The organism is Terriglobus sp. 2YAB30_2, from assembly GCF_052114765.1.
Classification (GTDB): Bacteria; Acidobacteriota; Terriglobia; order Terriglobales; family Acidobacteriaceae; genus Terriglobus.
Map to the genome: position 1 here is coordinate 473,860 of NZ_JBFRFJ010000001.1, position 22,694 is coordinate 496,553.

Sequence of the window (22,694 nt, forward strand, 5' to 3'; positions counted from 1 at the left end):
CGCCGCCACATCAACCACGGACCGGTGGCATAATTCATCGGCGTGCTCCGCAGTACCGGGGTATGTTGGATGGGCGAACCTCACGGAGGAGACATGCTCCTGCTGCAAGTGTTTGGGATTGGAATTGTTGCCGGCATGCGCACCATGATGCCGCTCGTGATGCTGAGTTGGGCGGCGCGGCTTGGTGTTCTACATCTGGAGAACACCAGTCTGGCGTTTCTTGGGGCGGCCTGGGCTCCGTGGGCCTGTTCGGCCGCCGGAATCGCCGAGCTGGTCGCTGACAAGCTTCCCTTTATGCCCAGCCGCAAGACACCGCCACAGTTCGGTGCGCGGATCGTCACCGGCACCTTTGGCGGTATTGTCCTCGGATTGGCAGGAGGTTCTCTTCCCCTGGGAATCTGCGGAGGAGCTGCCGGCGCCATTGTCGGTACGCTCTTCTGGGCGTGGGCCCGGGGCAAGATGGCCGAGGTCTATGGCAAAGATATGCCAGCGGCGCTGACCGAAGACGTGGCGGCGATCGTTCTAGGCCTGGTAACCAGCGGCCTGTTGTATTGAAAGGGGAGGGGGCCGGAGGGCCGTCTTTTCCTGATTTATACTTGTAGCTTGCCCTGCCAAATGCCGACTGACGGCGCGTAGCAAATCCCGGGCAATGCGCCTCAGACGAGAGGTCGCGTGTGAAGTGAAGGTTTAGTCGCCAAGCATGATCCGCATTCTTCAGAAAGACAATCGCCTCACGAAAGCTCTCTTCGCCGTCATCATCGGCGCTGCCGTTGTCACCATGGTCATTACGCTGGTCCCTGGCATCTTTGACAACGATGCGACTACCAGCGGGATCTATGCCAGTGTCCGTCGGCCGGGTGTCTTTGGCCGCTTTAGCCAGGCCGAAGATATCCCCACCACCCAGGTGAACGCGATCGCGGAGCGTCAGCTTCAGGCGCAGCGCCTGCCCGACTTCGCTCTGCCGTTTATGGCGCAGCGTGTGGCTCAGGGTCTGATTCAGCGCGCGGTTCTGAAGCAGGAAGCGGCGCGGCTGCACCTGGAAGTGACTGAGGCCGATGTTCGCAACGAGCTTCGCACCCGCTACGCCCAGATCTTCTTCCCGGGAGGCAACTTCATCGGGGAAGAGAAGTACAAGCAGCTCATCACATCGCAGGGCATCTCGGTTTCGGACTTCGAGAAGGACGTGCGTGACAGCCTCCTGCTGGATCGTCTGCAGTCGACGATCACCGGCGGCGTGACCGTCAGCGACAATGCGGTTCGCGAGGCGTTCCGCAAGCAGGGTCTGAAGGTGAAGTTCGACTACGCGTTGATCAGCGCCGACGACATCAAGAAGAGCCTGAACCCCACCGATGCAGAGCTGGAGGCGTTCTTCAAGACCAATGCCGCCCGCTATGCCACCGCGGTTCCTGAGGCGCGCAAGCTAAGCTACGTGGCTTTCGACGTGTCGAACCTGCCGGGCGGACGTCCGCAAATCTCTGATGCCGACATCCAGAGCTACTACAACCAGCACCTGGCCGAGTACAAGGTTGAGCCGCAGGTAAAGGTACGTCACATCCTTATCTCGGTGGCTCCTGGCGCGGACTCCAAGACCGATGCCGCTGCCAAGGCCAAGGCCGAGAGCCTGCAGAAGCAGGTGAAGGGCGGCGCCGACTTTGCCAAGCTGGCGAAGGAGAACTCTGACGATCCGGGCAGCAAGGAACGTGGCGGCGACCTGGGAATGGTCCGCAAGGGACAGATGGTGCCCGAGTTCGAGAAGCAGTCGTTCTCTACAGCTGTCGGTCAGACCTCAGATGTCTTCAAGACTCAGTTCGGCTACCACTTCCTGCAGGTGACCGAGAAGCAGGATGAGCGCACCAAGCCGCTCGCTGAGGTGAAGGACGCCATTCGCCCAATCCTGGAGCAGCAGAAGGTGGGCGGCGCGATGCAGAACTTTGCCAACCAGCTTGCGGCGGAAGCTGCCAAGCAGGGACTGGCTGGCGCTGCCGCGGCCCACGGTCTCAAGGTACAGACGACTGATTATCTGGGTGCGGACGGTGTGATCGCCGGCGTTCCTGATGGCTCGTCGATGCTGAGCAAGGCCTTCTCCACCCCCAAGGGTGCTGCTCCTGTCTCGGTGGCGACCGGCGAAGGTTTCGCTATCTTCCAGGTTGACGATATCCATGCGGCACATGCGCCGGCTTTCGCTGACTGGAAGTCGCATGTTGCCGACGACTATAAGGCCGATAAGGTTCCCCAGTTGCTGAACGCGAAGCTGAAGGCTCTGGCCGATCGCGCCAAGCTGCTGAACGACCTGAAGAAGGCTGCGGCGGAGGAGAAGATCACGGTCAAGACGAGCGATCTGGTGGATGCAGCCGGGAGTGTTCCGGACGTAGGCAGCATGAGCGGCCCGGCTTCGGCAGCCTTCGATCTGCCCAAGGGCGGCGTCTCAGGCCCCATCAATGCCGGTCCCAATGGCATTGTGCTGGCGGTAGTCGAAAAGCAGGAGCCCACGGCGGAGGAGATTGCCAAGAACTTCTCCCGCACTCGCGATGCCATGCTGAACCAGCAGCGCCAGGAGGTCTTCTCGGTCTACGTCACCAAGCTGGTGGAAGACTATGAGAAGGCAGGCGCCATCAAACTGAATAAACAGGCGGCTCAGACCGGACTTCAGTAAACCGATTTCAGCTCTTACACATCCGAATGGCCGGGAATTTCCCGGCCTTCGCTTTTGTTAGGGATTTCACTCAGCAAAGCGGCATCATGAAGAGGGAGAGCATCAGATTGAGCGTGGACAGGTCTCGTAGAGTCTCAGGAATTCTTCTTCATCTCACATCGCTTCCTTCGCTGGGTGGTATCGGCGACATGGGCCCTGTGGCCTTTGCCTTCGTCGATTTTTTGCACAGCGCTAAGCAGCGGTTGTGGCAGGTGTTACCGCTCAGTCCAGTTGGCTATGGAAATTCTCCGTATGCGGCCTTGTCTGCGTTTGCGGGAAATCCACTGCTGATCAGTCTGGAGAAGCTGGCCAGCGGCGGCTGGCTGCCGCACGAGCGGCTGCAGGGATTGCCCCCCGCCCAGGGCCCAGTAAACTTCGCCGCGGCCTCAGAGAAGTTTGCGTTGCTGGTGGAAGCTGCTCAGAACTTTCTGGACGCTCCCAAGGGGGATGAGTGGCGGCGTTTTGAACATTTTTGCGAAGAGCATCGGGACTGGCTGAATGACTGGGTGATGTATGCCGTGCTGCGCCGTCGTTTTGGGTATGCCTCCTGGAACGACTGGCCCAAGGAGTTTGCGACCCGGCAGCCGGAGGCGCTAGAAAACCTGCTCCGTGAGAACGGGCGTGAGTTGGCAATCGAGCAGATTATCCAGTTTTTCTTCGCAGTGCAGTGGGGGGAGCTGCTCGCCTACTGTCATGCACGCGATGTGAAGGTGATGGGCGATGTCGCCATCTTCGTGAACTACGACAGTGCAGACGTCTGGATCCACCCTGATCAGTTCTCCCTCGACGCCGACCTCAGACCGGTCGAGGTTGCCGGTGTTCCTCCGGACTATTTCTCTGAGACAGGGCAGAAGTGGGGCAATCCTCTCTACAACTGGGAGGCGATGCGACAGACAGGCTTCTCCTGGTGGGTTGCCCGGGCGCGTCGCGCCATGCAGCTCTATGACCTGATCCGGCTGGATCATTTCCGCGGATTCGAGGCTTATTGGGCGGTTCCCGCCGCCGATGAGACGGCAATCAACGGGCAGTGGGTCAAGGCTCCCGGCGAGGCACTGTTTGCCGCGTTGCGCCATGAACTGGGCACGCTTCCGTTCGTCGCGGAGGATCTGGGAATGATTACCCCGGAGGTCGACGAGCTGCGCATGAAGTTCGAGATGCCGGGAATGAAGGTTCTGCAGTTCGGCTTCGGTGACCGTGGAGCACATAGCTACCTGCCTCATCTGTATGAAGAGAACGCAGTCGTCTATACCGGGACGCACGACAACAATACGACGCTGGGCTGGTGGGTTGAGAACGTGGGTGAGGCGGAGCGCCTCGGCGTGCAGACCTATCTTGGAACCTTCACGCATGAGGCTCAGGTGGTGTGGGCGATGATCCGGGCGGCAGAGGCATCCGTCGCACGCATCTGCATCTTGCCTCTGCAGGATGTGTTGCACCTGGGCAGCAGCGCCCGTATGAACACACCGGCACTGCCGGATGGTAACTGGAGCTGGCGGTATGAGTCCGATGCGCTGCATTCGGACTTCGCCCGTCAGCTCGCCGTGCTGATGGAGATGACGGACCGCGATGGCTGGGTTGATCCTGATCTTGAAGCTCTTGGTCCGCCCGAAGAGCAAGGCACCGAGGATTGACGTATTCTGGTGGAGAAAGATTCACCAGGAGAAGTGACCCTATGCCGCTGTCCGGCGAAGCCATCCGCACGATGAACTATGTCGACGATATTGCTGTTACCCTGCGCCGGATTCTGGCTGTGCTGCCGACGCTGAACGCCGAGGAGCGGCAGCGTCTGCTGGACCACGTCGCCAAGTCGGAGCCGAGCTTCGAGTCCGTTCTGGCCGCCATCAAGGCAAAATAAATGCCTCCGCTACGAGTTGCCGTTATTGGTGCCGGCCGGCTGGGCCCCAGTTTTGCCCTGGAGTGTGCCCGGGCCGGCTTTTCCACGGTGCTCGAAGACGTCATGCCCCACAAGCTGCGCCGCGCCGGGGAGCAGATCGAGCAGGCTGGCCTTGATGTCGAACTGGCCAGCACGGTCGAGGCTGCGGTGCGCGAGGCCGATATCGCCATTGATTTCGTTCCTGACGAGCTGGAGTCGAAGCTCGAGATCTTCTCGCTGATCGACCGCATGGCTCCCCCGAAGACCGTCATCTGTACGCCCACCGATGCGCTCAGCATCACCGATCTGGCGAGCTGCACCTACCGTTCCGAACGCTGTGCCGCACTTCGTGGCCTGGCGCAGAAAGAAGTAACTCTCGTTCGGGGAGAAGCTTCGTCTAATGAAACGGTTGCGCTTGTAACCCGCCTTCTGGAGAGCCTTGGCCGTTCGGTTCGCGTCGAAGCGGACACCATGGCCCCCATGCTGACGAAGAATCTGTAACTTCTGCAAGTTACGGAACTCTGGGACCTGCTTCTGCGTAGATCAGGATATTCGTCCTTCGTATGGGTTTCTTCGGTGATATTGTCGGTCAGGTCTTCCGTGCCATCTGGGCGCATAAGCTGCGCTCATTCCTAACGATGTTCGGCATTGCCTGGGGTGTGGCGTCCCTGTTGCTGCTTATCGGCATGGGCGAGGGTTTCCGATCCGGACAGCAGCGGCAACTGAAGACCCTGGGAGAGAACATCATCATGATGTGGGGAGGCACCATGCTCTCCAACCAGGGCACTCTCCGGCCTTACCAGTTGACTATCAATGATGAGGCGGAGATTCGCACCCAGGCGCCGGATGTCGCCAATATCACCGGGTTTATCCAACGCGGCGATCTGAAGCAGCAGAGTCAGTACCAGAGCGCAGGCGGCGCGGTGATGGGCATTGAAGCCAACTATCACACCGTGCGCAATCTGCCGCTCGGTAAAGGCCGCTACCTCAATGACCAGGACATCAAAGACCGGCGCATGGTCGCGATCATCGGTAAAAAGAGTGAGACGCTCCTCTTTCCGAATGGCCTCAACGGTCTGGGAGAGTTCATCACCGTCAATGGCTACCGCTTCCAGGTCATCGGCGTGGCCCAGTGGATCGGCCGCGGCAACCGCGACTTCGACAACCAGAAGGTCTACATCCCGCTCAGCGTGATGGCGGATATCTTCCCCATCAAGGGCAACAACATTGCGCAGGGTGCACTTACCTCTATCCAATATCAGCCGATCGATCCCACGCACAACGCGCTGGCTAAGGACGAGGTCCATAAGATCGTCGCCCAGAACCATAACTTCGATCCTGAGGATCAGGAGTCGATCGAAGAGTGGGACACCATCAAGAGTCAGCAGACGGTTGGAAAGATCTTCACCGCGATGGATGTCTTTCTCGGCGGTGTGGGCATCGTAACGCTTGCTCTTGGCGCCGTCGGCATTGTGAATATCATGCTGGTCACGGTCTCGGAGCGTACTCGTGAGATCGGCCTGTTGAAGGCACTGGGAGCGACAAAGACCAGCATCCTGGGACAGATCATGCTGGAGGGGCTGGTGCTGACCGGAGTCAGCGGCTTTGTGGGGATATCTGCGGCTGCTATCTTCATGGGCGTGTTGCATGCGCTAATGGGCAACAGTCAGATCGGCTTCGACCCGCCCAGAATTGTGCCGTGGTCGGCTGCTCTTGCCATGGGAACGTTGACGCTGTGCGGCCTGCTCGCCTGCTTCTATCCGGCACGTCAGGCGGCAATGCTGGAGCCGGTGGAAGCCCTGAGAAAGGATTAGCCATGTTGAAGGACATCTTCGGACAGGCCATTGAAGCCATGCGCCACAATCTGCGGCGCACGATGATCACGATCATCGGCATGGCATGGGGTATCGCCACTGTTGTGCTGCTGCTGGCCTACGGAAATGGCTTCGGCAAGGCAATTGAGGCGATCTTCTCGCAGTGGGGAACCAACCTGCTGGGAGCGTTTCCCGGTAAGACCAGCGAACAGGTAGGCGGTTCCAAGGCAGGCGTCATCATCAAATTCACCCTGGACGATGTCGAGCACATCATGGAGACCGTTCCTGGGATCCAGCACGCCACTCCGGTTTTGTGGAAGCAGGTGCCGGTGAAGAGTGACCTCCACATCTTCACATGGGAGACGGACGGCGTCATGCCGGAGATCGCCGATGTGCAGAAGTGGTCCATCGGCCAGGGCCGCTTCATCACCGCCGAAGACGTGAACTCTCGCGCGCACGTGACCGTCATCGGCCCCGAGGCAAAAGATAAGCTTTTTGGCGGAGTCGATGCTCTGGGCCAGACCATCCGCGTGAACGGCATCCCATTTCAGATCGTGGGTATTCTGAAGCCGAAGATGCAGGAGGGCGACGACAACGTCAACCGCATCATCAATATTCCGTACTCGACGATGTCCGATATCAAGGACATCAAGTATCCGGACGGCATCTGGATGAGCTACCAGGGCAACCACACCCAGATCGCGCAGGCGGTTCGCAAGGCGCTGGCGCAGACGCATCATTTCAAGCCGACGGATAAGACCGCCGTCTTTACCGCCGACATCATGGAGCAGCTCGCGCAGTTCCAGATCATCACGATTGCACTTCAGGTGCTGCTCACCTTCATCGGTGCGCTGACGCTCGGCATCGCCGGCATCGGCCTGATGAACATCATGCTGGTGAGCGTGCAGCAGCGGACGAAAGAGATCGGAGTGGAGAAAGCCCTTGGCGCGCGACGTAAAGACATCCTCTTCCAGTTCCTGTCGGAAGCGATGGTCATTACCGGTATCGGAGGCGCGGGCGGCATGCTGCTGGCCTGGCTGGTAAGCGTCTTCGCCGGACGCATCACCTTCTACAGTGCGATTGCCAAGGGCGGGGAAGCGGCGGACATCCGGCTGATCCTCTCACCTACTATCGTGATTGTCTCGACCACGATCCTCATCGTGGTGGGCCTGGTCAGCGGAATGGTGCCGGCGTTGAAGGCCTCGCGGCTGAATCCGATCGATGCTCTGCGGTATGAGTAGGCGTTGAGAGACGATACGTACTCGGGTACCGCCTACCATCTCATCACGACTGAACCCTGCTCTTGTTACTAGTGCGCACGAAAGTAGGGCACACGGTTGGCTCAAGCGTTCATCGCGGCATCGAGGAATCGCTTTGCATGTGTCGAGCTCGCATCAGTACCTATTCCACAATGTGGTCGATGATCTCAAATCTGATTGTGCAAGAGCAGAACTCACATTCAACCGTGTTGATTCCAGTAATAGGGTTGAGCACGGGAAAGGTCCGTAGACAACCGGTGCAGGTCACGGCGACGATGCCGTTATCCCTTTTTACCCAGACCGCCGCTTTGTCTGGCTTGCCAATGCGCGGGCGCGCCGGGAGCTCTTGAAGCAGTTCCACTATCTTTTGGAACAGACCTTCCGCCTTGTACTGCCCCTTTGCAAAAAAGGCGTCGGCGAGGACGCTCTCTGGGACTGTAGTACCAGAAAACTCTCCCGAAATGACGATTACAGGAATTATAGGAAAACGGCGTCGCACGACGGATAGGAATTCAAACCCGTTCATGTGCGGCATACTCAGATCGGAAATGATGATGTCTGGCAATGCCCGCTTTAGTGCAAGCAAGCCTTCGAAACCGTCTCCGGCGGTCAGCACTTCATAAGCTTGCGATTCCAGCAGCAATTTGCCTAGCTCACGCAGCCGGGCATCATCTTCCAGGATCAAGATACGGTATGGAAATGAGTTTTCGGGCAAAAGCTCTCCATTCTCTAGCAGGATGCCAGTGGGCTCGTCAGATCCATCCAATAATGATAGACGCGGTTGTCAATAGGCGCGGACGCCCCGCGCCATATTTAGCCAGTTCCTGGAACTGGACATCTAGGGTACACCTTATGGGAGGGCTGCCTTGCAGGAACGCAGATGCGGAACACAGTACCGGTTCTTTGCCCCGCACCGGAACGAGTGCGCGCACGCGAATGGCACCGCCGTACTTGTGGGACGAGGCACTGGCGCACCCAGAGCCTCACACCAGTTCCTTGTCGCTTGGTCGAAAAGAATAGCTGGAAGATCGGGATCCATCCACGCTTCGACACTTCGGAGGAGTCATCGTCAACCGAAGGCTCTTCGACGCCTGGCTCCAGCTCAGCATCGGAGCGCAAAGAGGCATTGAACACAAAACAGCGCAGCCAGAACATCGTTCGGCTGCGCCTTTCCTAGAGCGATCGAGTAGTAACTAAGGTCAGGATGTTGGGATGGATTGTTCGTGGTCCACCATTGCAGATATGACCAGCTCCGGCGCAATCACAGCAGTGCGGAACGAGTGTGGCAGGTCCGATTCCTTGAATTCAATTCCATCTCCGGCAAGTCTGCGCGCCGTCTTGACCAACAATTCGCGTTTGCCATTCATCTTCCGGAGGGCCGTTTCGCGCTCTGCATCGGAAGCAAATATCTCGAACCGATTCAGGTGAGCCATTTTGCGATCATACAAACTGATTTCCTGGTGAACGGCCTTCAGATAGTATTTGTCTTCTACTTTGCCGGGCTTCTGCATTGATCCTCCTGCTTTGCGGTTGGACGTGCAATCTGAGGTAAACGGCGAGGTGCAGACGATTTCGCCGACGCAAAAGGGGCAGTCCTGAGGACTGCCCCTTCACTTTAGCTCTCTGACTTAGGCAACCTGAACGTTCTCGGCCTGCCAGCCCTTTGGGCCTTTGCTGACGTTGAACTGAACGTTCTGGCCTTCCTGAAGCGAGCGGAAACCGTTGCTCTGAATGGCGCTGTGGTGGACAAATACGTCCTCACCATTTGAGCGGCTCAGAAATCCGAAGCCTTTTGCGTCGTTGAACCACTTAACAGTTCCTTGTTCCATGATGTTGTTCATAATGCTTTTCCTTGTGACTTGATGTACCGCTGAACGCAATGTGGAATTGTTTGCGAGCAAAGCGACAAGCCAGAACAAGCAAGAACACCAGATCAAATTCGACGTCTAGAAACAGTCTACCACTGGTGGGAAAGGGGCAGAAAGAACTGAGCGATCGAAACAGCAGGTTTCCCAAAATGGATTAGTCGGTGCGCGGTGAGAGCTCCCACGCCTGGGACGCTACGAAGCAACATTCTTGCCTGTCGCTCGGTCTGCATGGGTTGCCACGGACGCACACACGGGTGCTTATTATTGGTGCGGGAATTGGCACACTCGGCGCCACCTCCATCTAATTTCTTCCCTCTAGTGAAGCGACAGAAGGACGATGCCGCTGATGCAGAAGCGACTTGCAATACAGTTCAGCGGATCGCAGGAGAGAGAAATGCGCCGCAAGAACATTGTCACATTATGGAATCAGCCGGTGCGTCCATGACCCACTAGCCATCAGCACGGCCGGAGTCAGCTTATCCCGCCGGGACGGCATTTCTCTTTATGAACGTTCCTCTATAATTCTTGTCCGACCAGTCGTTCGTTTGAATCGCCTGGCAAGCAAGACCCTCTAATCTGGTGAGAAGAGGAGCGTGCGGGTAGGAGACATGCGGCAACCGCACTCGCCATATAGGGGATTTGTGAAAGAAACAAAGAAGCATTCGAGCAAAGGTGAAAGAACACGCCGGAATATCATTGCCAAAGCCGCAGTCATCTTCAATCAGCGAGGCTTCGACGGCGCGTCAATGCAGGATATCGTCGAGGCGGTCGGGCTGGAAAAGGGGTCTATTTATGGTCACTTCGCTAGCAAGGAAGCACTGGCCCTTGAAGCCTTTGATTTCGCTTGGACCGATACAGCGCAGAAACGCCTGGCTAACCTGGATTCGGTCTCCAATGCGATAGACAAACTCGCAATCCACATCAGCAATTACGTCAAGACTCCAAGCTTTGCCGGCGGTTGCCCCTTATTGAACACAGTCGTCGATACGGACGACGGCAACATGGCTCTTCGCGATCGCGCCCGCAAGGCCTATCGAGGGTGGGAAGGCGTGCTGGTGAACATCATTACGGAAGGACAGAGCAGAGGTGAGGTTCGTAATGGCGTTCATCCGCAGAGTGTAGCCACCTTCCTAATCTCCACACTTGAAGGAGCGACCGCTGTTTCAAGGATCGACAAGCGCTCAAGCGCGCTCGCATACGCACAGGACAACCTGACTCGTTTTCTAGATAACGAAGTGCGAGCGCGCTCGTAAGTCTCGAAGATTTGGCTTCGAAATAGCCGCCTGTTGGGATTGCAATCCTCCTGTTCGTCAATCTTCTAAGCAAATGAGCCGGCTCATCGTTAGAATATTCGTATCGTAATTTACTTCCGACCGGTCGGAATTTTGCAACCTCGATTTACCGCTTGCGTCTGTTACAGTATGAAGTTGCGCATGAAGCGCAAAGAGTCGACATGCAGTCCTAGCAGACGCACGGCTATGAGCGTCACAGAAAACAAGTTTCTAAAGGGAGTAAAACCATACCAGTGTTTTGGGATCAATTTGCGAAGGGCCTGTACGTCAAGGAAATGGCCAGCGCGAGTCTCACCATCTCCCGATTCGCTCCTTTCTCGTTCGGGCGCATCCGGAGCGAAGAAGGACTTCCGGCAGTCACGCGCGGAGACGGCGCAGCGCGTGACTACATGGTCGCACTACAGCTTGCAGAGATCCCGACTATCGAGCAATTCCTAGGAAGCAAGAAAGTATCGCAAGGGTATTATCCCGTCGGCGGAGTGAGCGTGCTCAGGCTCGAAGATAGGCCGGGGATCTTCCTGCCCGGCCCTTTCGACACATTGGTACTGCATCTCACGCAGGACGCCCTAGACGAGGTTGCTGCTTCTCATCGGATGGGTCGAGTGGATCGACTCAGCGGGCCGTTCGGGCAACCGGATTCTATTGTGCATCACCTGGGCCAGGTTCTTCTCACGACGTTGCATCAACCGCACGCCGGCAAATTGTTCGTCGACCATGTATTGCACGCACTGCACTGTCATTTTGTCTGCTCCTACGGCGGCATCACACCCGTGACGAGGGCTGCTCAGGGCGGACTGACAGCTCAGCAGATGAAGAGAGCAACGGAGTTTCTCGATACTCATCTTGACGGAGAAATCGACCTTCAGCAGGTCGCCGACGTCTGCGGTCTGTCGCTCAGCCACTTCGCACGAGCCTTCCGGCAGACCTACGGTAGACCGCCGTATCGGTGGCTCATCGAGCGTCGCGTTGATAAAGCGAAAGATCTGCTGATGAACTGTCGTCTGCCACTTGCGGACATCGCTGTTCGGTGCGGCTTTACAGATCAGTCAGGGTTGAATCGATCCTTCAAGCGCATCTATGGAGTCACTCCAGGAATGTGGCGCAGGACCCAGGAATGACGAAGCGACAACACCGCCAACCCGTCTGCGATTGTTCGCCGTCGTGGTCGGGAGAATCGTTGTAGTCCATGCCGGGAGCGCCTCTTCGCGCAAACAAGCTTTTCGCACCTGTGCCATTCTGCAGCAGGAATGTCCCGTCTTTGGCGGTTTTCGCCTAGATAGGACGCCATACCAAACATAAGCTCAGATCAAACAAGAGAGCGAGTGTTGGAACTACCGCAGGAACCTGCGGTAGTCGACCTGCGCTTCGATTCGTACGGATCTTGAATGAGCCTCAAACCTGTATGGGGCAACTCTTGTGCTAAGGGAGTATGACAATGCAGATTTCAAAACTAGTTCGCAACATTATGGCGCCGTGCGCCGCTCTTCTCGCGTTCTTGCCCAATACCAATATGGCTGCTCAATCGGCGGCCAAGGAAGGAGTGAAGAGTGTCCTCCTTGTACATGGTGCATGGGAAGACGGTTCAAGCTGGTCCAAGCTCATCCCTCTGCTGGAAGCGAAAGGATTTCACGTCGTTTCCGTCCAGATTCCGCTTACTTCGTTTGCGGATGATGTCTCGGCGGCACAGCGAGCAATCGCGCTTGAGGATGGCCCCGTCCTGCTGGTAGGTCACTCCTACGGTGGTGCAGTCATCACCGAAGCCGGCAACGACCCGAAGGTGGCTGGATTGGTGTATGTCGCTGCCGTCGCTCCAGATAAAGGTCAATCTGCCTTCGGGCTGATTACAAGCGTGCCCACTCCTGTCGGCGCGGAACTGCGGCCGGATAAGAGTGGCTTCCTCAAACTTACGTCGAAGGGCATCGCAGAGGATGTGGCACCGGACCTCTCTGCCAAGGAGATCTCGACCTTGATCGCGACACAGATACCCACGAGCGTCGCAGCGATGAAGGGCGAGGTCACGGACCCAGCGTGGAAGTCGAAGCCGTCGTGGTACATCATCGCCGGCAATGACCGCACGATCTCGCCAACGCTCGAAGCCGCGGAAGCAAAGAAGATCGGCGCAACGACGTCCACCGTTGCATCCAGCCACGTCATCATGCTGGCCCAGCCAGCAAAGGTTGCAGATGTGGTTGTGAACGCGGTATCCAAGGTGGGCTCGAAGTAGAACCTAACTGCTAGGCCTCTCGAGTATGGACCACTCCGATCGAGAGGCCTCATTGCTAACAACGTCTTTTCATCGCTATGACAGAAGACCTGTCGCGAAAAGAAGACACCTAGAGAGAAGAATAAATGAATACGATCGTCATCTCTGCATTCGTCATCGGGTTTGCCTGTGGCCTTCGTGCCATCGTTGGACTCGCCGCTCTAAGCTGGGCCGCTAACTCGGAGCATCTTCCACTCCAGGGAACATGGCTCTCCTTCCTCGGAAAACGCATCACCGCGCTTATCCTCAGCTTCATGGCTTTAGGAGAGCTTGTCACAGACAAACTTCCGAAGACCCCAAGCCGCCTTGTTCTACCACAGTTCGGCGCTCGTCTTCTCATGGGCGCAACAAGCGGAGCGGCCGTTGGCCTCTCCAGGGGCAACACCATCGTCGGTCTCATTGCAGGCATCGTCGGTAGCGTCGCTGGCACATACGGCGGCTCTAAGGCACGGGCTTTCGCCGCCCGCTCATTTGGTCGTGACCTGCCGGCAGCATTGCTCGAGGATGTCCTGGCGGTCGCGCTGGCCTTCATCGCACTCCACTAGCAGTTAGCAACAAAATCTCCTGGGAGTTCCCACCAGAAAACATACCCAGGAAGTTACACCGAGAAAAGGATCAATGTATGTTCAGCTCTAACGTCAAGGCTTCCTTACGCCTTCTCGTTCCGGCGATGACTCTCGCTCTCGCCGGATGCTCTTCCCGGATCGCTAGCGTTCCGACGGTGCAGGCCTCTGGCCCAACCGGCATCAAGAATGTCCTGCTCGTACATGGAGCCTGGGCCGATGGCTCCTCGTGGAATCAAGTCATCACGAGCCTGAATGCAGATGGTTACAACGTGACAGCGATTCAACTTCCGCTCACCTCTTTGGCCGACGATGTCGCGACGCTTCAACGTGCTTTGGCGCGAGAGACTGGCAAGACCCTGCTGGTGGCCCATTCATATGGAGGCGTCGTCATCACTCAGGCAGGAACCGACCCGAAGGTTGCGGGGTTGGTCTATGTCGCGGCCTATGCACCTGACAATGGAGAGTCCGTACTCGACCTCAACGGCCAAGCTCCAGCCACGCCAATCATGGCCGATTTGCAGCAGGACTCGCTAGGCTACCTTACTCTCAGTACTGCGGGCGTAGCAGCGGATTTCGCCCCGGATCTTACGCCTGATCAGCAGACAACCATTGCCGCCACGCAGGGCCCTATCTCGGCTCCGGGCGCATTCGCCGCGAAGATCTCACAGGTTGCATGGAAGAGCCTCCCCTCCTGGTATGTCGTGTCAAGCAATGATCACGTCATATCGCCGACGCTTGAAGCCACAATGGCGAAGAGAATGAACGCCACGACGACCACGCTCTCCTCGGGCCATCTTGCAATGCTGAGCCACCCCGCGGACGTAACGAAGGTCGTGGAGAACGCCGCAGGCTCTCTTAAGCCGTAGACCGGTAACAACGATTGGAATGACTGCGCGTAGGGATCGTGTCGACAGGCGTCGTAGATTATCGCGTCGGAATGGGAACGTGCCGCCTGTCTCCATGTTCCCCCGAGGTCCGACGAGCAGTTCCTGCGCGCTTAGAGCATTTTCCCTGTTGCTGGGTATCCCGGAAGGGGAGTGCAACCGCGTTTTCATTGCGGAAAACGCCCATAGATACGGAAGCCCTACACTACACCTACAGGGAAATGCTCTAGCTCGCGTGAGAGTGCAATGCCAAGCATTCGTGCAATGACCGCGAGCTGACCAAGATGGTGCAGCTCGTGTTCCTTTGTTCTCAAAATCATCTCAAAGCGGGTCTTCAATGTTCCGTCGCGTTGGGCGACGCCTTCAGTCAGGAACCGCTCAGGCAGGAATTCCACCCACTCTGCCCAGCTTTCTCCCGAAGCTCTCAGCAGCTCAATGAGCTTGGACTTTGTATGGAGCCTCTTCTCCCGGGACTCGCTATCTCTAAGGAACTTGCCAAAATCGAAGGCCTCAATCGTTGTCATATGCTTTTCTTCGTGGAAGAGATAATCGAAGTTGGAGAAGAAGGCAATATGGATCAGGATTTCCGCGACTGAGCGGCTGTCCCCAGCCGGACGGAATAGGTAGTCATCTTCATGGACGTCTTCGGCGATAGAAACCGTGTTTCGTCGAACTGCGCGAATGCTGTCGGCCAACTGTTTTGGACCGTAAAGATTCATCTCTTCTCCCGAAGTGAAAAGACCTACTTCGCGTCCAAAACCTCTTGCTCAACGAGCATCGAGGTTGTGTCGTTGACCAATTTCGCCAGTGCGTCCCAGCGTTGTTTGCCGAGCCGTTTGCACAGAGTTTCCTGCGCGCTTCGCCAGTACGGAACTGCACGGTTGAATTCGGATTCCCCAGACCGAGTCAGACTCAGCCGCCGCTCTCGCCGGTCGGCCCCGTATTTCTTAGCAATCCATCCATGCCGGTCCATAATTGCGAGCGTTCGAGTCAGCGTGGTGCTGTCCATGGCGAGAATTTCTCCGAGCTCACCCTGCGTCGGCTCTCCCGACAATGAAAGCGCCTGAAGGATGGTGAACTGCGTGATCGTCAGTCCGAGAGGTCGTAGCGCCTCGTCATAGGTCTGGGTGAAAGCCCGAGCAGCACGGCGAATATTGGCGCACATGCAAGGAAGAGTTGGAGTCAACGAGCTCTTCATGCTAGAAAAGATGCGTATACATCTAATTAGGATTCAAAAATAACTCGAAATCCAACAGGAAGCGGGCGAGCCTTCACGGAGACCGTGCGTCCGGGAGGCGGCGGATTCCAAGCTTTGGATTTTACAAATTCCTTTTTGAATCTCAATTATATGCATATACATCTATTGTGCCATGGAAAACCGTACGAACTTTGCGTGTGTACGCGATTTCGTTCAAGTAAGGATGCCCGAAAATGTTGCCCCAAATAGGCTCATCTGCTGTGCAAAAAATCACTCTTCGAATCGGCTTTGCCATCGCACTAACCGCTGGAATTACAGGATGCGCGGTGGGGCCGAAGTATCAGCGCCCTACGGTCAACCTGCAGCCGTTTCATAACGCTCCCTCCATCGAAAGCCGTACTGCTTCCCTAACGGCACCGCCTCTCGATCAGTGGTGGACAGGCTTCCATGACCTTGAGCTGACAAGGATCGTGAAGCGGGCACTGGACCAGAATCTCGACCTTGCCGCTGCCATGACGCGAGTGCAGCAGGCGCGCGCCGCTGCACGGGGAGCAGGAGCGCAGCGGATGCCAGCAGGAAATCTCAATGCTTCGACCACCACAATTCACCAGTCGACAGAAAGCACGACCGGTCGTCTTGCCTCGCACCTGCCCGGCTATGACCGCAATCAGAACTATTACGACTTAGGAATTGCCGCGAGTTGGGAAACAGATCTGTTCGGCGGTTTGAAAAGAGGAGCCGAGGCGGCAACTGCTGAAGCCCAGGCAGCTGAAGCATCCCAAACGGGAACCAGGATCACAGTGGCTGCGGAAGCCGCCGATGCTTACCTGCAGATACGTGGCGCACAAGCTCGCCTGAACTTTGCCAAAGAGCAAATCGCCACGGACAACCATCTCGTCGAGCTCGTGCAGCAGCGCAGGGATGCGGGCATCGCTTCTGACCGCGAACTGGCTCAGGCACAAGCTGTACTGTCGCAAGCCAGGGCGACCATTCCACTGATTACGGTTTCCCTGGAGGCACAGCTCAACCGGCTTGATGTCCTGATGGGAGCCCAGCCGGGAACCTACGCAGCGGAGTTGACGTCGGTGGCCGACATTCCCGATGTACCGGAAATTTCCGCCTTCGGCACGCCCATGGATCTATTACGCAGGAGACCTGACATCATCGCTGCTGAGCGAATGGTTGCTGCTTCAAATGCTCACATTGGCCAGGCAATCGCCGAATACTATCCCAAGCTCTCCCTTTCAGGCATCGTCGGATCTCAGGCGGTCGCGCCCGCACACCTTTTCGAGCAGCAGGGATTTCAGCCCGCCAGTGTAGTTGGTCTTCGCTGGAGACTCTTCGATTTCGGCCGTGTCGCCTCAGAAGTGCAGCTAGCGCTAGGCGCGAATGCTGAAGCCCTGCTCCAGTATCGAAGCTCCGTCCTGCACGCCGCTGAAGACGTTGAAGACGCCTTCAGTCTCCTCGTCCAATCGGAGAATCGCCGCAATGAGATCCTTCGTGAGATTGCTGAACTACAGCGTGTGCGCGACCGCTCGGAAGAGTCCTATGCCGCGGGAGTCATCGGCCTTACGGATGTGCTCGACGCCGATCGCCAATTGCTTGTCGCCAAGGATGACCTGGCAGTAGCTCGAGAGAGTGCGGCACGCGCAGCAGTCGGCTCTTATCGCGCTCTCGGGGGCGGCTGGCTCCAATGATCAAAATCGAAAACTTCAAGAAGGATCGCCATATGAAAAAGATGAATTTCAGTTACGCCGCCCTGGTTATTACCGGTCTCGTGGTCAGCCTGGCTGGTTGCAGTCAGAAGCGGGAGTTAGACCCGAGAACGGAGCCGGAGCTGATTCGCATCGTTGAAGTAAGCTCACACTCCGGAGCAGATCGCGCATTCACGGGCGTGGTATCTGCGCGTGTAGAGAGCGATCTGGGCTTCCGAATCCCCGGCAAGGTTACGAAGCGGTTAGTCGACACGGGGCAGTTTGTCCGTGCCGGACAACTGCTTATGACGATCGATCGGACCGACTACGTCCATGCCATCACGGCGCGATCAGAAACCGTCGCTGCAGCGAAGGCAAAAGCTGTTCAAGCGGCGGCCGATGAGTCCCGGTATCGCGGTTTGGTCAAGAGCGGCGCGGTTTCCGCTTCCATCTACGATCAGATCAAGGCTGCATCCGATGCGGCACAGGCTGAGCTCGCTGCCGCCAAGGCTCAGGAGCAAGTTGCGCGAGATGAGGACGATTACTCGCAACTTGTTGCGGATGCGGATGGCGTAGTTATCGAGACCGAAGTCGAGCCCGGACAAGTGGTAGCGGCAGGCCAAACGGTCGTTAAGCTTGCCCGATCCGGCCCGAGAGAAGCCACCGTGAGCTTACCGGAGACATTGAGACCGGCGATTGGATCGACCGCATACGCAACCCTCTACGGCAGCACGACGAGAGTCCCAGTTCGATTGCGGCAGCTTTCTAATGCCGCTGACCCACAGACACGCACCTTTGAGGCACGGTATGTTCTCGAAGGCGCTGCCGCGAACGCCCCACTGGGAGCGACCGTTACCGTCCGTCTCTCCGGCGATCCGGGAATGGACATCTTGCAAATACCGGCGTCGTCCATCGTCGATCGAGGAAGAGGACCGGGGGTCTGGGTCCTGAACCAACCTACGTCCACAGTGTCATTTCAACCTGTACAAGTGCGCCAGCTCGATGAAGAGCTGGCAACCATCAGCGGTAACCTGCGTCCAGGACAAGAGGTCGTGGCCCTTGGAGTTCATCTCCTTCACGATGGCGAACGCGTGCGGGTAGAAGCCAAGGGAGAAGTTCGATGAGCGATCACTATACGTCAGACAACACCGAAAAGCTGCACCATGAGCATGGCATCTCTGGACCCGATGTTCGCGAACATGCCGAGAAGCAGTTTCTAAACCTTTCGGCCCTCGCGGTCCGCGAAAAGGCGATCACTCTCTTCTTGCTGATTGCGATCGCCGCCGCCGGTATCTTTGCCTTCCTCAAACTGGGACGCGCAGAAGATCCCAGCTTCACCATTAAGGTGTTTACTGTTGCAGCGGTGTGGCCCGGAGCGACAGCACAGGAGATGCAGGATCTTGTTGCCGAGCCACTCGAAAAGCGCATGCAGGAATTGCGCGACTACGATCGGGTAGAGACTTTTACGCGCCCCGGGTTGGCGCTGATGATGGTAACTCTCAGGGACAATACCCCTCCAAAGGACGTTCCGGAAGAGTTTTACCAGGCCCGGAAAAAGCTAGGCGACGAAGCGCACAACTTGCCTCAGGGCGTGTTGGGACCCTTTATCAATGATGAGTACTCGGATGTAACGTTCGCACTGTACTCGGTCGAGGCTCCAGGTCTTCCTCCTCGCCAGCTTACGCGCGAAGCGGAAACTCTTCGGCAGCGGATTCTTCAGGTCCCGGGTGTAAAAAAGATTGACATCGTAGGAGAACGGCCGGAACGTATTTTTGTCGAGTTCTCGTATCCACGGCTCGCGACGCTGGGAGTAAGCGCACGAGATATTTTCGACGCGCTGGTTCGCGAGAATGCGGTCACTCCATCCGGATCTATCGATACGAAAGCTCAGCAGGTTTACATTCGCCTGGATGGAGCGTTCGACGATCTCCAGAAGATTCGAGACACGCCGATTGTCGCCGGCGGGCGCACCCTCAAGCTCTCCGATGTTGCCGATGTAAAGCGCGGATACGAGGATCCCGCAACCTACCTTATTCGTCATAATGGCCAACCGGCCTTACTTCTAAGCATCGTGATGAAGGAGGGCTGGAACGGTCTGGACCTTGGTAAAGCTCTTGTGGCCGAACAGAAGAAGATTTCCGCTGATCTTCCTGCCGGCATCACTTTCACCAAGGTGACGGATCAGGCAGTAAACATCCGTGAAGCAGTGGATGAGTTCATGCTGAAGTTCTTTGTGGCTCTCGCAGTGGTCATGATCGTTAGCTTCATCAGCCTCGGTTGGCGCGAAGGACTCGTTGTGGCCGCAGCCGTTCCGCTGACCTTGGCAGGCGTCTTCGTCGTCATGCTTGCCACTGGAAGAGTATTCGATCGCATCACGCTGGGTGCGCTGATCCTGGGCCTTGGGCTTTTGGTGGATGACGCGATCATCTCCATCGAGATCATGGTGGTCAAAATGGAGGAAGGGTGGGACCGTGTCCGGGCCGCCGGATATGCATGGAGTCATACCGCTGCTCCCATGCTGGCAGGCACGCTGGTCACTGTCATTGGTCTCATGCCGGTTGGGTTCGCGCGATCGACTGCCGGCGAGTATGCCGGAAATATCTTCTGGGTCGTGGGTTTTGCACTGCTCGCCTCATGGATTGTCGCGGTGACCTTTACTCCTTTTCTCGGCGTGCAGATGCTGCCCGAGATTAAAATCTCGCCCGGCGGCCATGGAGCAATGTATGCAACACCCGGCTACGAGAAGCTCCGCCGGCTGATCGCCTGGGCGGTACGCCGGAAGCTTTTCGTTGCGTGCATTGTCCTGGGCATCTTTCTCGTCTCAGTCGCAGGAATGGGACTCGTCAAGCAGCAGTTCTTTCCTCAATCCGATCGTCCTGAACTCCTCGTAGAGTTGACGCTGCCTCAGGGCACGAGCATAGAAACTACGAACGCGACTTCAAAGAAGGTAGAGGACTGGCTGCGGCAGCAACCCGAGGCAAAGATCGTCACGGCTTACATTGGGGCTGGGGCTCCGCGCTTCTTCTTTTCCTATAATCCAGAACTTCCGAACCCCAATTTCGCGAAAGTCATCGTCCTGACGGACAACGAGAAGGATCGGGATCGTCTGAAGCTCAGGCTGCGTGAACGGGCTGAGCAGGGCCTTGCGCCGGAAGCCCGTGTGCGTGCCTCGCAGCTTGTATTCGGACCATATTCCCCCTGGCCGGTTGCGTTTCGCGTCATGGGCCCCGACCTGGCAAAGGACCGCGCCATTGCAGCGCAAGTACAGGCTGTAATGCGGGAAAATCCTCACACCCGACAAGTGAATTTGGACTGGGGCGAACGCGCGCCAACGGTGCATTTCGTGCTCGATCAGGCGCGGCTACAACTGATCGGCCTTTCATCCCACGAGGCTGCCGAACAGATCCAATTTCTTCTGACCGGTGCGCCGGTAACGCAGGTCCGTGAGGATATTCGAACGGTGGAGGTCGTTGCTCGAAGCGCTGGAACAGATCGCTTTGATCCCAGAAAGCTTAACGATATGACCTTGATGAATCGCTCGGGGAAGGCTGTTCCACTCAGTCAAGTCGGCCACGTCGAGATTCGCCCCGAAGAACCGATTCTCAAACGTCGTGATCGGTTGCCGACCATTACGGTACAAAGCGACCTTGATGAATCGCTTCAGCCTCCACAGGTCTCTGTTGAGATTGAAAAGGCAATTCAGCCGATCATCGCAAGCCTGCCCGAGGGCTACAGGATCGAGACGGGCGCCAATATAGAAGAAGCCGGTAAGGCAAACAGAGCTCTGGCGACGGTATTTCCCCTAATGATCGTGCTGATGCTCACGGTGATCATCCTCCAGGTCAGGTCATTCTCGGCGATGTTCATGGTGGTTCTTACAGCCCCTCTCGGTGTCGCTGGCGTTGTTCCGACACTGCTTCTCTTTCATCAACCATTTGGGTTCAATGCGATTCTTGGTTTGATCGCATTAGCTGGCATCCTGATGCGCAATACGTTGATCCTGATCGGTCAAATTAAAACAAACCAGGAGGAAGGACTTGATAGTTATCACGCTGTCGTTGAGGCAACAGTACAGCGATCACGCCCGGTAATCCTTACAGCGCTCGCGGCTGTGTTAGCCTTCATTCCCCTGACTTTCTCAGTCTTCTGGGGTTCGATGGCATACACACTGATCGGCGGAACCGCTGTGGGTACAGTGCTGACGCTCGTATTTTTGCCCGCACTCTATTCCATCTGGTTTCGAGTAAAAACAACAGCGGTCCAGAAGGATGAGGCGCAGGCAGTGCTGGCGCATTCCTAGCCGAAAGGCTCGATCATCAATAGCCGAACTTCAGACACAAAAAGCGATTCGTATCGTCCGTAATTAAGGAGCTCTTATGAAACTCACCGGTCGCACTATTCTCATCACTGGAGGCTCTGCCGGGATCGGCCTAGCTTTCGCGCTCAAGTTTCTCGAACTCGGCAACACCGTCATCGTGACGGGCCGCCGCCAGACGGTGCTCGATGAAGTGAAAGCCAAGTACCCAAAACTCCACACGATTCAGGGCGACGTTGCGGACCCTGCGCAAATCGCAGCGCTGGCGACGCGTGTGAAGGCTGAGTTCCCGAAGTTGGATGTGCTGATGAACAACGCGGGAATCATGCTCTACAAGAACCTCAAGGCGCCGGCCGTCGATCTCGACGGATTGATGACCGAGGTGAATATCAACGTGGGCGGTGTGATTCGCATGACCTCTGCATTCATCGACATCCTCACGGCCAACAAGGGTACCGTCATCAACGTGTCCTCTGCACTCGCTTTTGTGCCGCTGCCGTCCGCGCCGATCTATTGTGCCACGAAGGCGGCGGTTCACTCTTACACCCAATCGCTGCGTTTCCAGTTGGAGGAGACGGGCGTCGAGGTGATCGATGTTATGCCGCCAGGTGTAAAGACCGATCTGGCAGCAGATCTTGCAGAAGAAGGTGGAGTCGCTCTGATGACCACAGACGAGTTGATCAAAAAATCCTTTGCAGCTTTCAAGGCAGGTAAGCTCGAGATTCGGCCGGGGCAGTCCAATCAACTCGCGTTGATGCGGCGCCTCGCACCTAATTTCATCAACCGCCAGCTCTGGAAGGCTTCTAAGCCATTGGTCCCGACCGGGAAGAAATAAGGAGGCTCTGCCGGTGAAGATGCGGCACAGGACGTTCAGCTTCGTTTGGAGTACGCCCCCAGCGCCTCCGTTCGACGCAGGGCGTCCAGAGACCGCACCTCCTCATATTTTGCATGCTGTCAGTGCGAGGTTTGCTGCTTC

The 22,694-nt window shown here is 56.9% G+C and carries 21 protein-coding genes; 16 read left to right on the forward strand and 5 right to left on the reverse strand.

Annotated features, from left to right (window positions below; genetic code table 11):
- The first annotated feature begins 93 nt into the window (after nucleotides 1–93).
- From AB4Y89_RS01825 to AB4Y89_RS01855, 7 genes are all read left to right on the forward strand, one after another.
- Nucleotides 94–555 carry a DUF4126 family protein gene (locus tag AB4Y89_RS01825; RefSeq protein WP_442299207.1) on the forward strand — a complete coding sequence of 154 codons (462 nt, stop codon included), beginning with the start codon at nucleotides 94–96 and terminating at the stop codon, nucleotides 553–555.
- A gap of 145 nt (nucleotides 556–700) precedes the next feature.
- Complete coding sequence (locus tag AB4Y89_RS01830) at nucleotides 701–2,653, forward strand: peptidylprolyl isomerase (protein ID WP_442299208.1); 1,953 nt, start codon at nucleotides 701–703, stop codon at nucleotides 2,651–2,653.
- A 113-nt stretch (nucleotides 2,654–2,766) separates the two neighbouring features.
- On the forward strand, nucleotides 2,767–4,323 hold the full coding sequence (malQ, locus tag AB4Y89_RS01835) for a 4-alpha-glucanotransferase (protein ID WP_442299209.1): 1,557 nt from the start codon (nucleotides 2,767–2,769) through the stop codon (nucleotides 4,321–4,323).
- 41 nt (nucleotides 4,324–4,364) lie between these two features.
- Nucleotides 4,365–4,547, forward strand: a complete 183-nt coding sequence (locus tag AB4Y89_RS01840; protein WP_263415879.1) for a hypothetical protein — start codon at nucleotides 4,365–4,367, stop codon at nucleotides 4,545–4,547.
- Nucleotides 4,548–5,066 (forward strand): 3-hydroxyacyl-CoA dehydrogenase NAD-binding domain-containing protein, encoded by a 519-nt coding sequence (locus AB4Y89_RS01845; protein ID WP_442299210.1) that lies wholly within the window; start codon nucleotides 4,548–4,550, stop codon nucleotides 5,064–5,066. It abuts the gene before it with no gap.
- Between the two features lie 62 nt (nucleotides 5,067–5,128).
- The gene (locus AB4Y89_RS01850) at nucleotides 5,129–6,379 is read left to right on the forward strand and encodes an ABC transporter permease (RefSeq protein WP_442299211.1); all 1,251 of its coding nucleotides are present in this window, start codon (nucleotides 5,129–5,131) and stop codon (nucleotides 6,377–6,379) included.
- A 2-nt stretch (nucleotides 6,380–6,381) separates the two neighbouring features.
- Nucleotides 6,382–7,620: an ABC transporter permease gene (locus AB4Y89_RS01855; protein WP_442299212.1), complete on the forward strand. Its 1,239-nt coding sequence runs from the start codon at nucleotides 6,382–6,384 to the stop codon at nucleotides 7,618–7,620.
- 160 nt (nucleotides 7,621–7,780) lie between these two features.
- Here AB4Y89_RS01855 and AB4Y89_RS01860 read toward each other — a convergent pair whose 3' ends face one another.
- From AB4Y89_RS01860 to AB4Y89_RS01870, 3 genes are all read right to left on the reverse strand, one after another.
- Entirely contained in the window at nucleotides 7,781–8,353 is a 573-nt protein-coding gene (locus AB4Y89_RS01860) for a response regulator (protein WP_442299213.1), read from the reverse strand.
- Between the two features lie 484 nt (nucleotides 8,354–8,837).
- Complete coding sequence (locus tag AB4Y89_RS01865) at nucleotides 8,838–9,149, reverse strand: hypothetical protein (RefSeq protein ID WP_442299214.1); 312 nt, start codon at nucleotides 9,147–9,149, stop codon at nucleotides 8,838–8,840.
- A gap of 117 nt (nucleotides 9,150–9,266) precedes the next feature.
- On the reverse strand, nucleotides 9,267–9,467 hold the full coding sequence (locus AB4Y89_RS01870; RefSeq protein ID WP_442299338.1) for a cold-shock protein: 201 nt from the start codon (nucleotides 9,465–9,467) through the stop codon (nucleotides 9,267–9,269).
- Nucleotides 9,468–10,147: 680 nt separating this feature from the next.
- Here AB4Y89_RS01870 and AB4Y89_RS01875 point away from each other — a divergent pair.
- The 5 genes from AB4Y89_RS01875 (at nucleotide 10,148) to AB4Y89_RS01895 (ending at nucleotide 14,493) form a co-directional block, all read left to right on the forward strand.
- Nucleotides 10,148–10,759, forward strand: coding sequence for a TetR family transcriptional regulator C-terminal domain-containing protein (locus AB4Y89_RS01875; protein ID WP_442299215.1), 612 nt, complete (start codon nucleotides 10,148–10,150; stop codon nucleotides 10,757–10,759).
- A 272-nt stretch (nucleotides 10,760–11,031) separates the two neighbouring features.
- Nucleotides 11,032–11,916 (forward strand): helix-turn-helix domain-containing protein, encoded by an 885-nt coding sequence (locus AB4Y89_RS01880; protein ID WP_442299216.1) that lies wholly within the window; start codon nucleotides 11,032–11,034, stop codon nucleotides 11,914–11,916.
- A gap of 317 nt (nucleotides 11,917–12,233) precedes the next feature.
- Nucleotides 12,234–13,022 carry an alpha/beta hydrolase gene (locus AB4Y89_RS01885; protein ID WP_442299217.1) on the forward strand — a complete coding sequence of 263 codons (789 nt, stop codon included), beginning with the start codon at nucleotides 12,234–12,236 and terminating at the stop codon, nucleotides 13,020–13,022.
- A gap of 125 nt (nucleotides 13,023–13,147) precedes the next feature.
- Entirely contained in the window at nucleotides 13,148–13,606 is a 459-nt protein-coding gene (locus tag AB4Y89_RS01890; protein WP_442299218.1) for a DUF4126 family protein, read from the forward strand.
- A 77-nt stretch (nucleotides 13,607–13,683) separates the two neighbouring features.
- On the forward strand, nucleotides 13,684–14,493 hold the full coding sequence (locus AB4Y89_RS01895; RefSeq protein WP_442299219.1) for an alpha/beta fold hydrolase: 810 nt from the start codon (nucleotides 13,684–13,686) through the stop codon (nucleotides 14,491–14,493).
- Between the two features lie 218 nt (nucleotides 14,494–14,711).
- Here AB4Y89_RS01895 and AB4Y89_RS01900 read toward each other — a convergent pair whose 3' ends face one another.
- A complete protein-coding gene (locus AB4Y89_RS01900) occupies nucleotides 14,712–15,230 on the reverse strand; it encodes a DinB family protein (RefSeq protein WP_442299220.1) in 519 nt (172 codons plus the stop codon).
- 23 nt (nucleotides 15,231–15,253) lie between these two features.
- Nucleotides 15,254–15,709 (reverse strand): MarR family winged helix-turn-helix transcriptional regulator, encoded by a 456-nt coding sequence (locus AB4Y89_RS01905; RefSeq protein ID WP_442299221.1) that lies wholly within the window; start codon nucleotides 15,707–15,709, stop codon nucleotides 15,254–15,256.
- 233 nt (nucleotides 15,710–15,942) lie between these two features.
- Here AB4Y89_RS01905 and AB4Y89_RS01910 point away from each other — a divergent pair, with 233 nt between their 5' ends.
- The 4 genes from AB4Y89_RS01910 to AB4Y89_RS01925 all read left to right on the forward strand — a co-directional run bounded on the left by AB4Y89_RS01910 (nucleotide 15,943) and on the right by AB4Y89_RS01925 (nucleotide 22,553).
- The gene (locus AB4Y89_RS01910) at nucleotides 15,943–17,406 is read left to right on the forward strand and encodes an efflux transporter outer membrane subunit (protein ID WP_442299222.1); all 1,464 of its coding nucleotides are present in this window, start codon (nucleotides 15,943–15,945) and stop codon (nucleotides 17,404–17,406) included.
- A 32-nt stretch (nucleotides 17,407–17,438) separates the two neighbouring features.
- Entirely contained in the window at nucleotides 17,439–18,527 is a 1,089-nt protein-coding gene (locus AB4Y89_RS01915) for an efflux RND transporter periplasmic adaptor subunit (protein ID WP_442299223.1), read from the forward strand.
- Nucleotides 18,524–21,703: an efflux RND transporter permease subunit gene (locus AB4Y89_RS01920; RefSeq protein WP_442299224.1), complete on the forward strand. Its 3,180-nt coding sequence runs from the start codon at nucleotides 18,524–18,526 to the stop codon at nucleotides 21,701–21,703. The genes AB4Y89_RS01915 and AB4Y89_RS01920 overlap by 4 nt, the downstream gene beginning before the upstream one ends.
- Before the next feature lie 76 nt (nucleotides 21,704–21,779).
- The gene (locus AB4Y89_RS01925) at nucleotides 21,780–22,553 is read left to right on the forward strand and encodes an SDR family oxidoreductase (protein WP_442299225.1); all 774 of its coding nucleotides are present in this window, start codon (nucleotides 21,780–21,782) and stop codon (nucleotides 22,551–22,553) included.
- Nucleotides 22,554–22,694 lie beyond the last annotated feature (141 nt).

What these genes read in the sequence shown, in the direction of transcription:
- AB4Y89_RS01900 (WP_442299220.1), bottom strand. Translation starts at nt 15,230, where the DNA reads ATGAATCTTTACGGTCCAAAACAGTTGGCCGACAGCATTCGCGCAGTT.
- AB4Y89_RS01825 (WP_442299207.1), top strand. Translation starts at nt 94, where the DNA reads ATGCTCCTGCTGCAAGTGTTTGGGATTGGAATTGTTGCCGGCATGCGC.
- AB4Y89_RS01895 (WP_442299219.1), top strand. Translation starts at nt 13,684, where the DNA reads ATGTTCAGCTCTAACGTCAAGGCTTCCTTACGCCTTCTCGTTCCGGCG.
- AB4Y89_RS01885 (WP_442299217.1), top strand. Translation starts at nt 12,234, where the DNA reads ATGCAGATTTCAAAACTAGTTCGCAACATTATGGCGCCGTGCGCCGCT.
- AB4Y89_RS01925 (WP_442299225.1), top strand. Translation starts at nt 21,780, where the DNA reads ATGAAACTCACCGGTCGCACTATTCTCATCACTGGAGGCTCTGCCGGG.
- AB4Y89_RS01865 (WP_442299214.1), bottom strand. Translation starts at nt 9,149, where the DNA reads ATGCAGAAGCCCGGCAAAGTAGAAGACAAATACTATCTGAAGGCCGTT.
- AB4Y89_RS01840 (WP_263415879.1), top strand. Translation starts at nt 4,365, where the DNA reads ATGCCGCTGTCCGGCGAAGCCATCCGCACGATGAACTATGTCGACGAT.
- AB4Y89_RS01910 (WP_442299222.1), top strand. Translation starts at nt 15,943, where the DNA reads ATGTTGCCCCAAATAGGCTCATCTGCTGTGCAAAAAATCACTCTTCGA.
- AB4Y89_RS01870 (WP_442299338.1), bottom strand. Translation starts at nt 9,467, where the DNA reads ATGGAACAAGGAACTGTTAAGTGGTTCAACGACGCAAAAGGCTTCGGA.
- AB4Y89_RS01850 (WP_442299211.1), top strand. Translation starts at nt 5,129, where the DNA reads ATGGGTTTCTTCGGTGATATTGTCGGTCAGGTCTTCCGTGCCATCTGG.
- AB4Y89_RS01920 (WP_442299224.1), top strand. Translation starts at nt 18,524, where the DNA reads ATGAGCGATCACTATACGTCAGACAACACCGAAAAGCTGCACCATGAG.
- AB4Y89_RS01830 (WP_442299208.1), top strand. Translation starts at nt 701, where the DNA reads ATGATCCGCATTCTTCAGAAAGACAATCGCCTCACGAAAGCTCTCTTC.
- AB4Y89_RS01890 (WP_442299218.1), top strand. Translation starts at nt 13,148, where the DNA reads ATGAATACGATCGTCATCTCTGCATTCGTCATCGGGTTTGCCTGTGGC.
- AB4Y89_RS01915 (WP_442299223.1), top strand. Translation starts at nt 17,439, where the DNA reads ATGAAAAAGATGAATTTCAGTTACGCCGCCCTGGTTATTACCGGTCTC.
- AB4Y89_RS01905 (WP_442299221.1), bottom strand. Translation starts at nt 15,709, where the DNA reads ATGAAGAGCTCGTTGACTCCAACTCTTCCTTGCATGTGCGCCAATATT.
- AB4Y89_RS01855 (WP_442299212.1), top strand. Translation starts at nt 6,382, where the DNA reads ATGTTGAAGGACATCTTCGGACAGGCCATTGAAGCCATGCGCCACAAT.
- AB4Y89_RS01845 (WP_442299210.1), top strand. Translation starts at nt 4,548, where the DNA reads ATGCCTCCGCTACGAGTTGCCGTTATTGGTGCCGGCCGGCTGGGCCCC.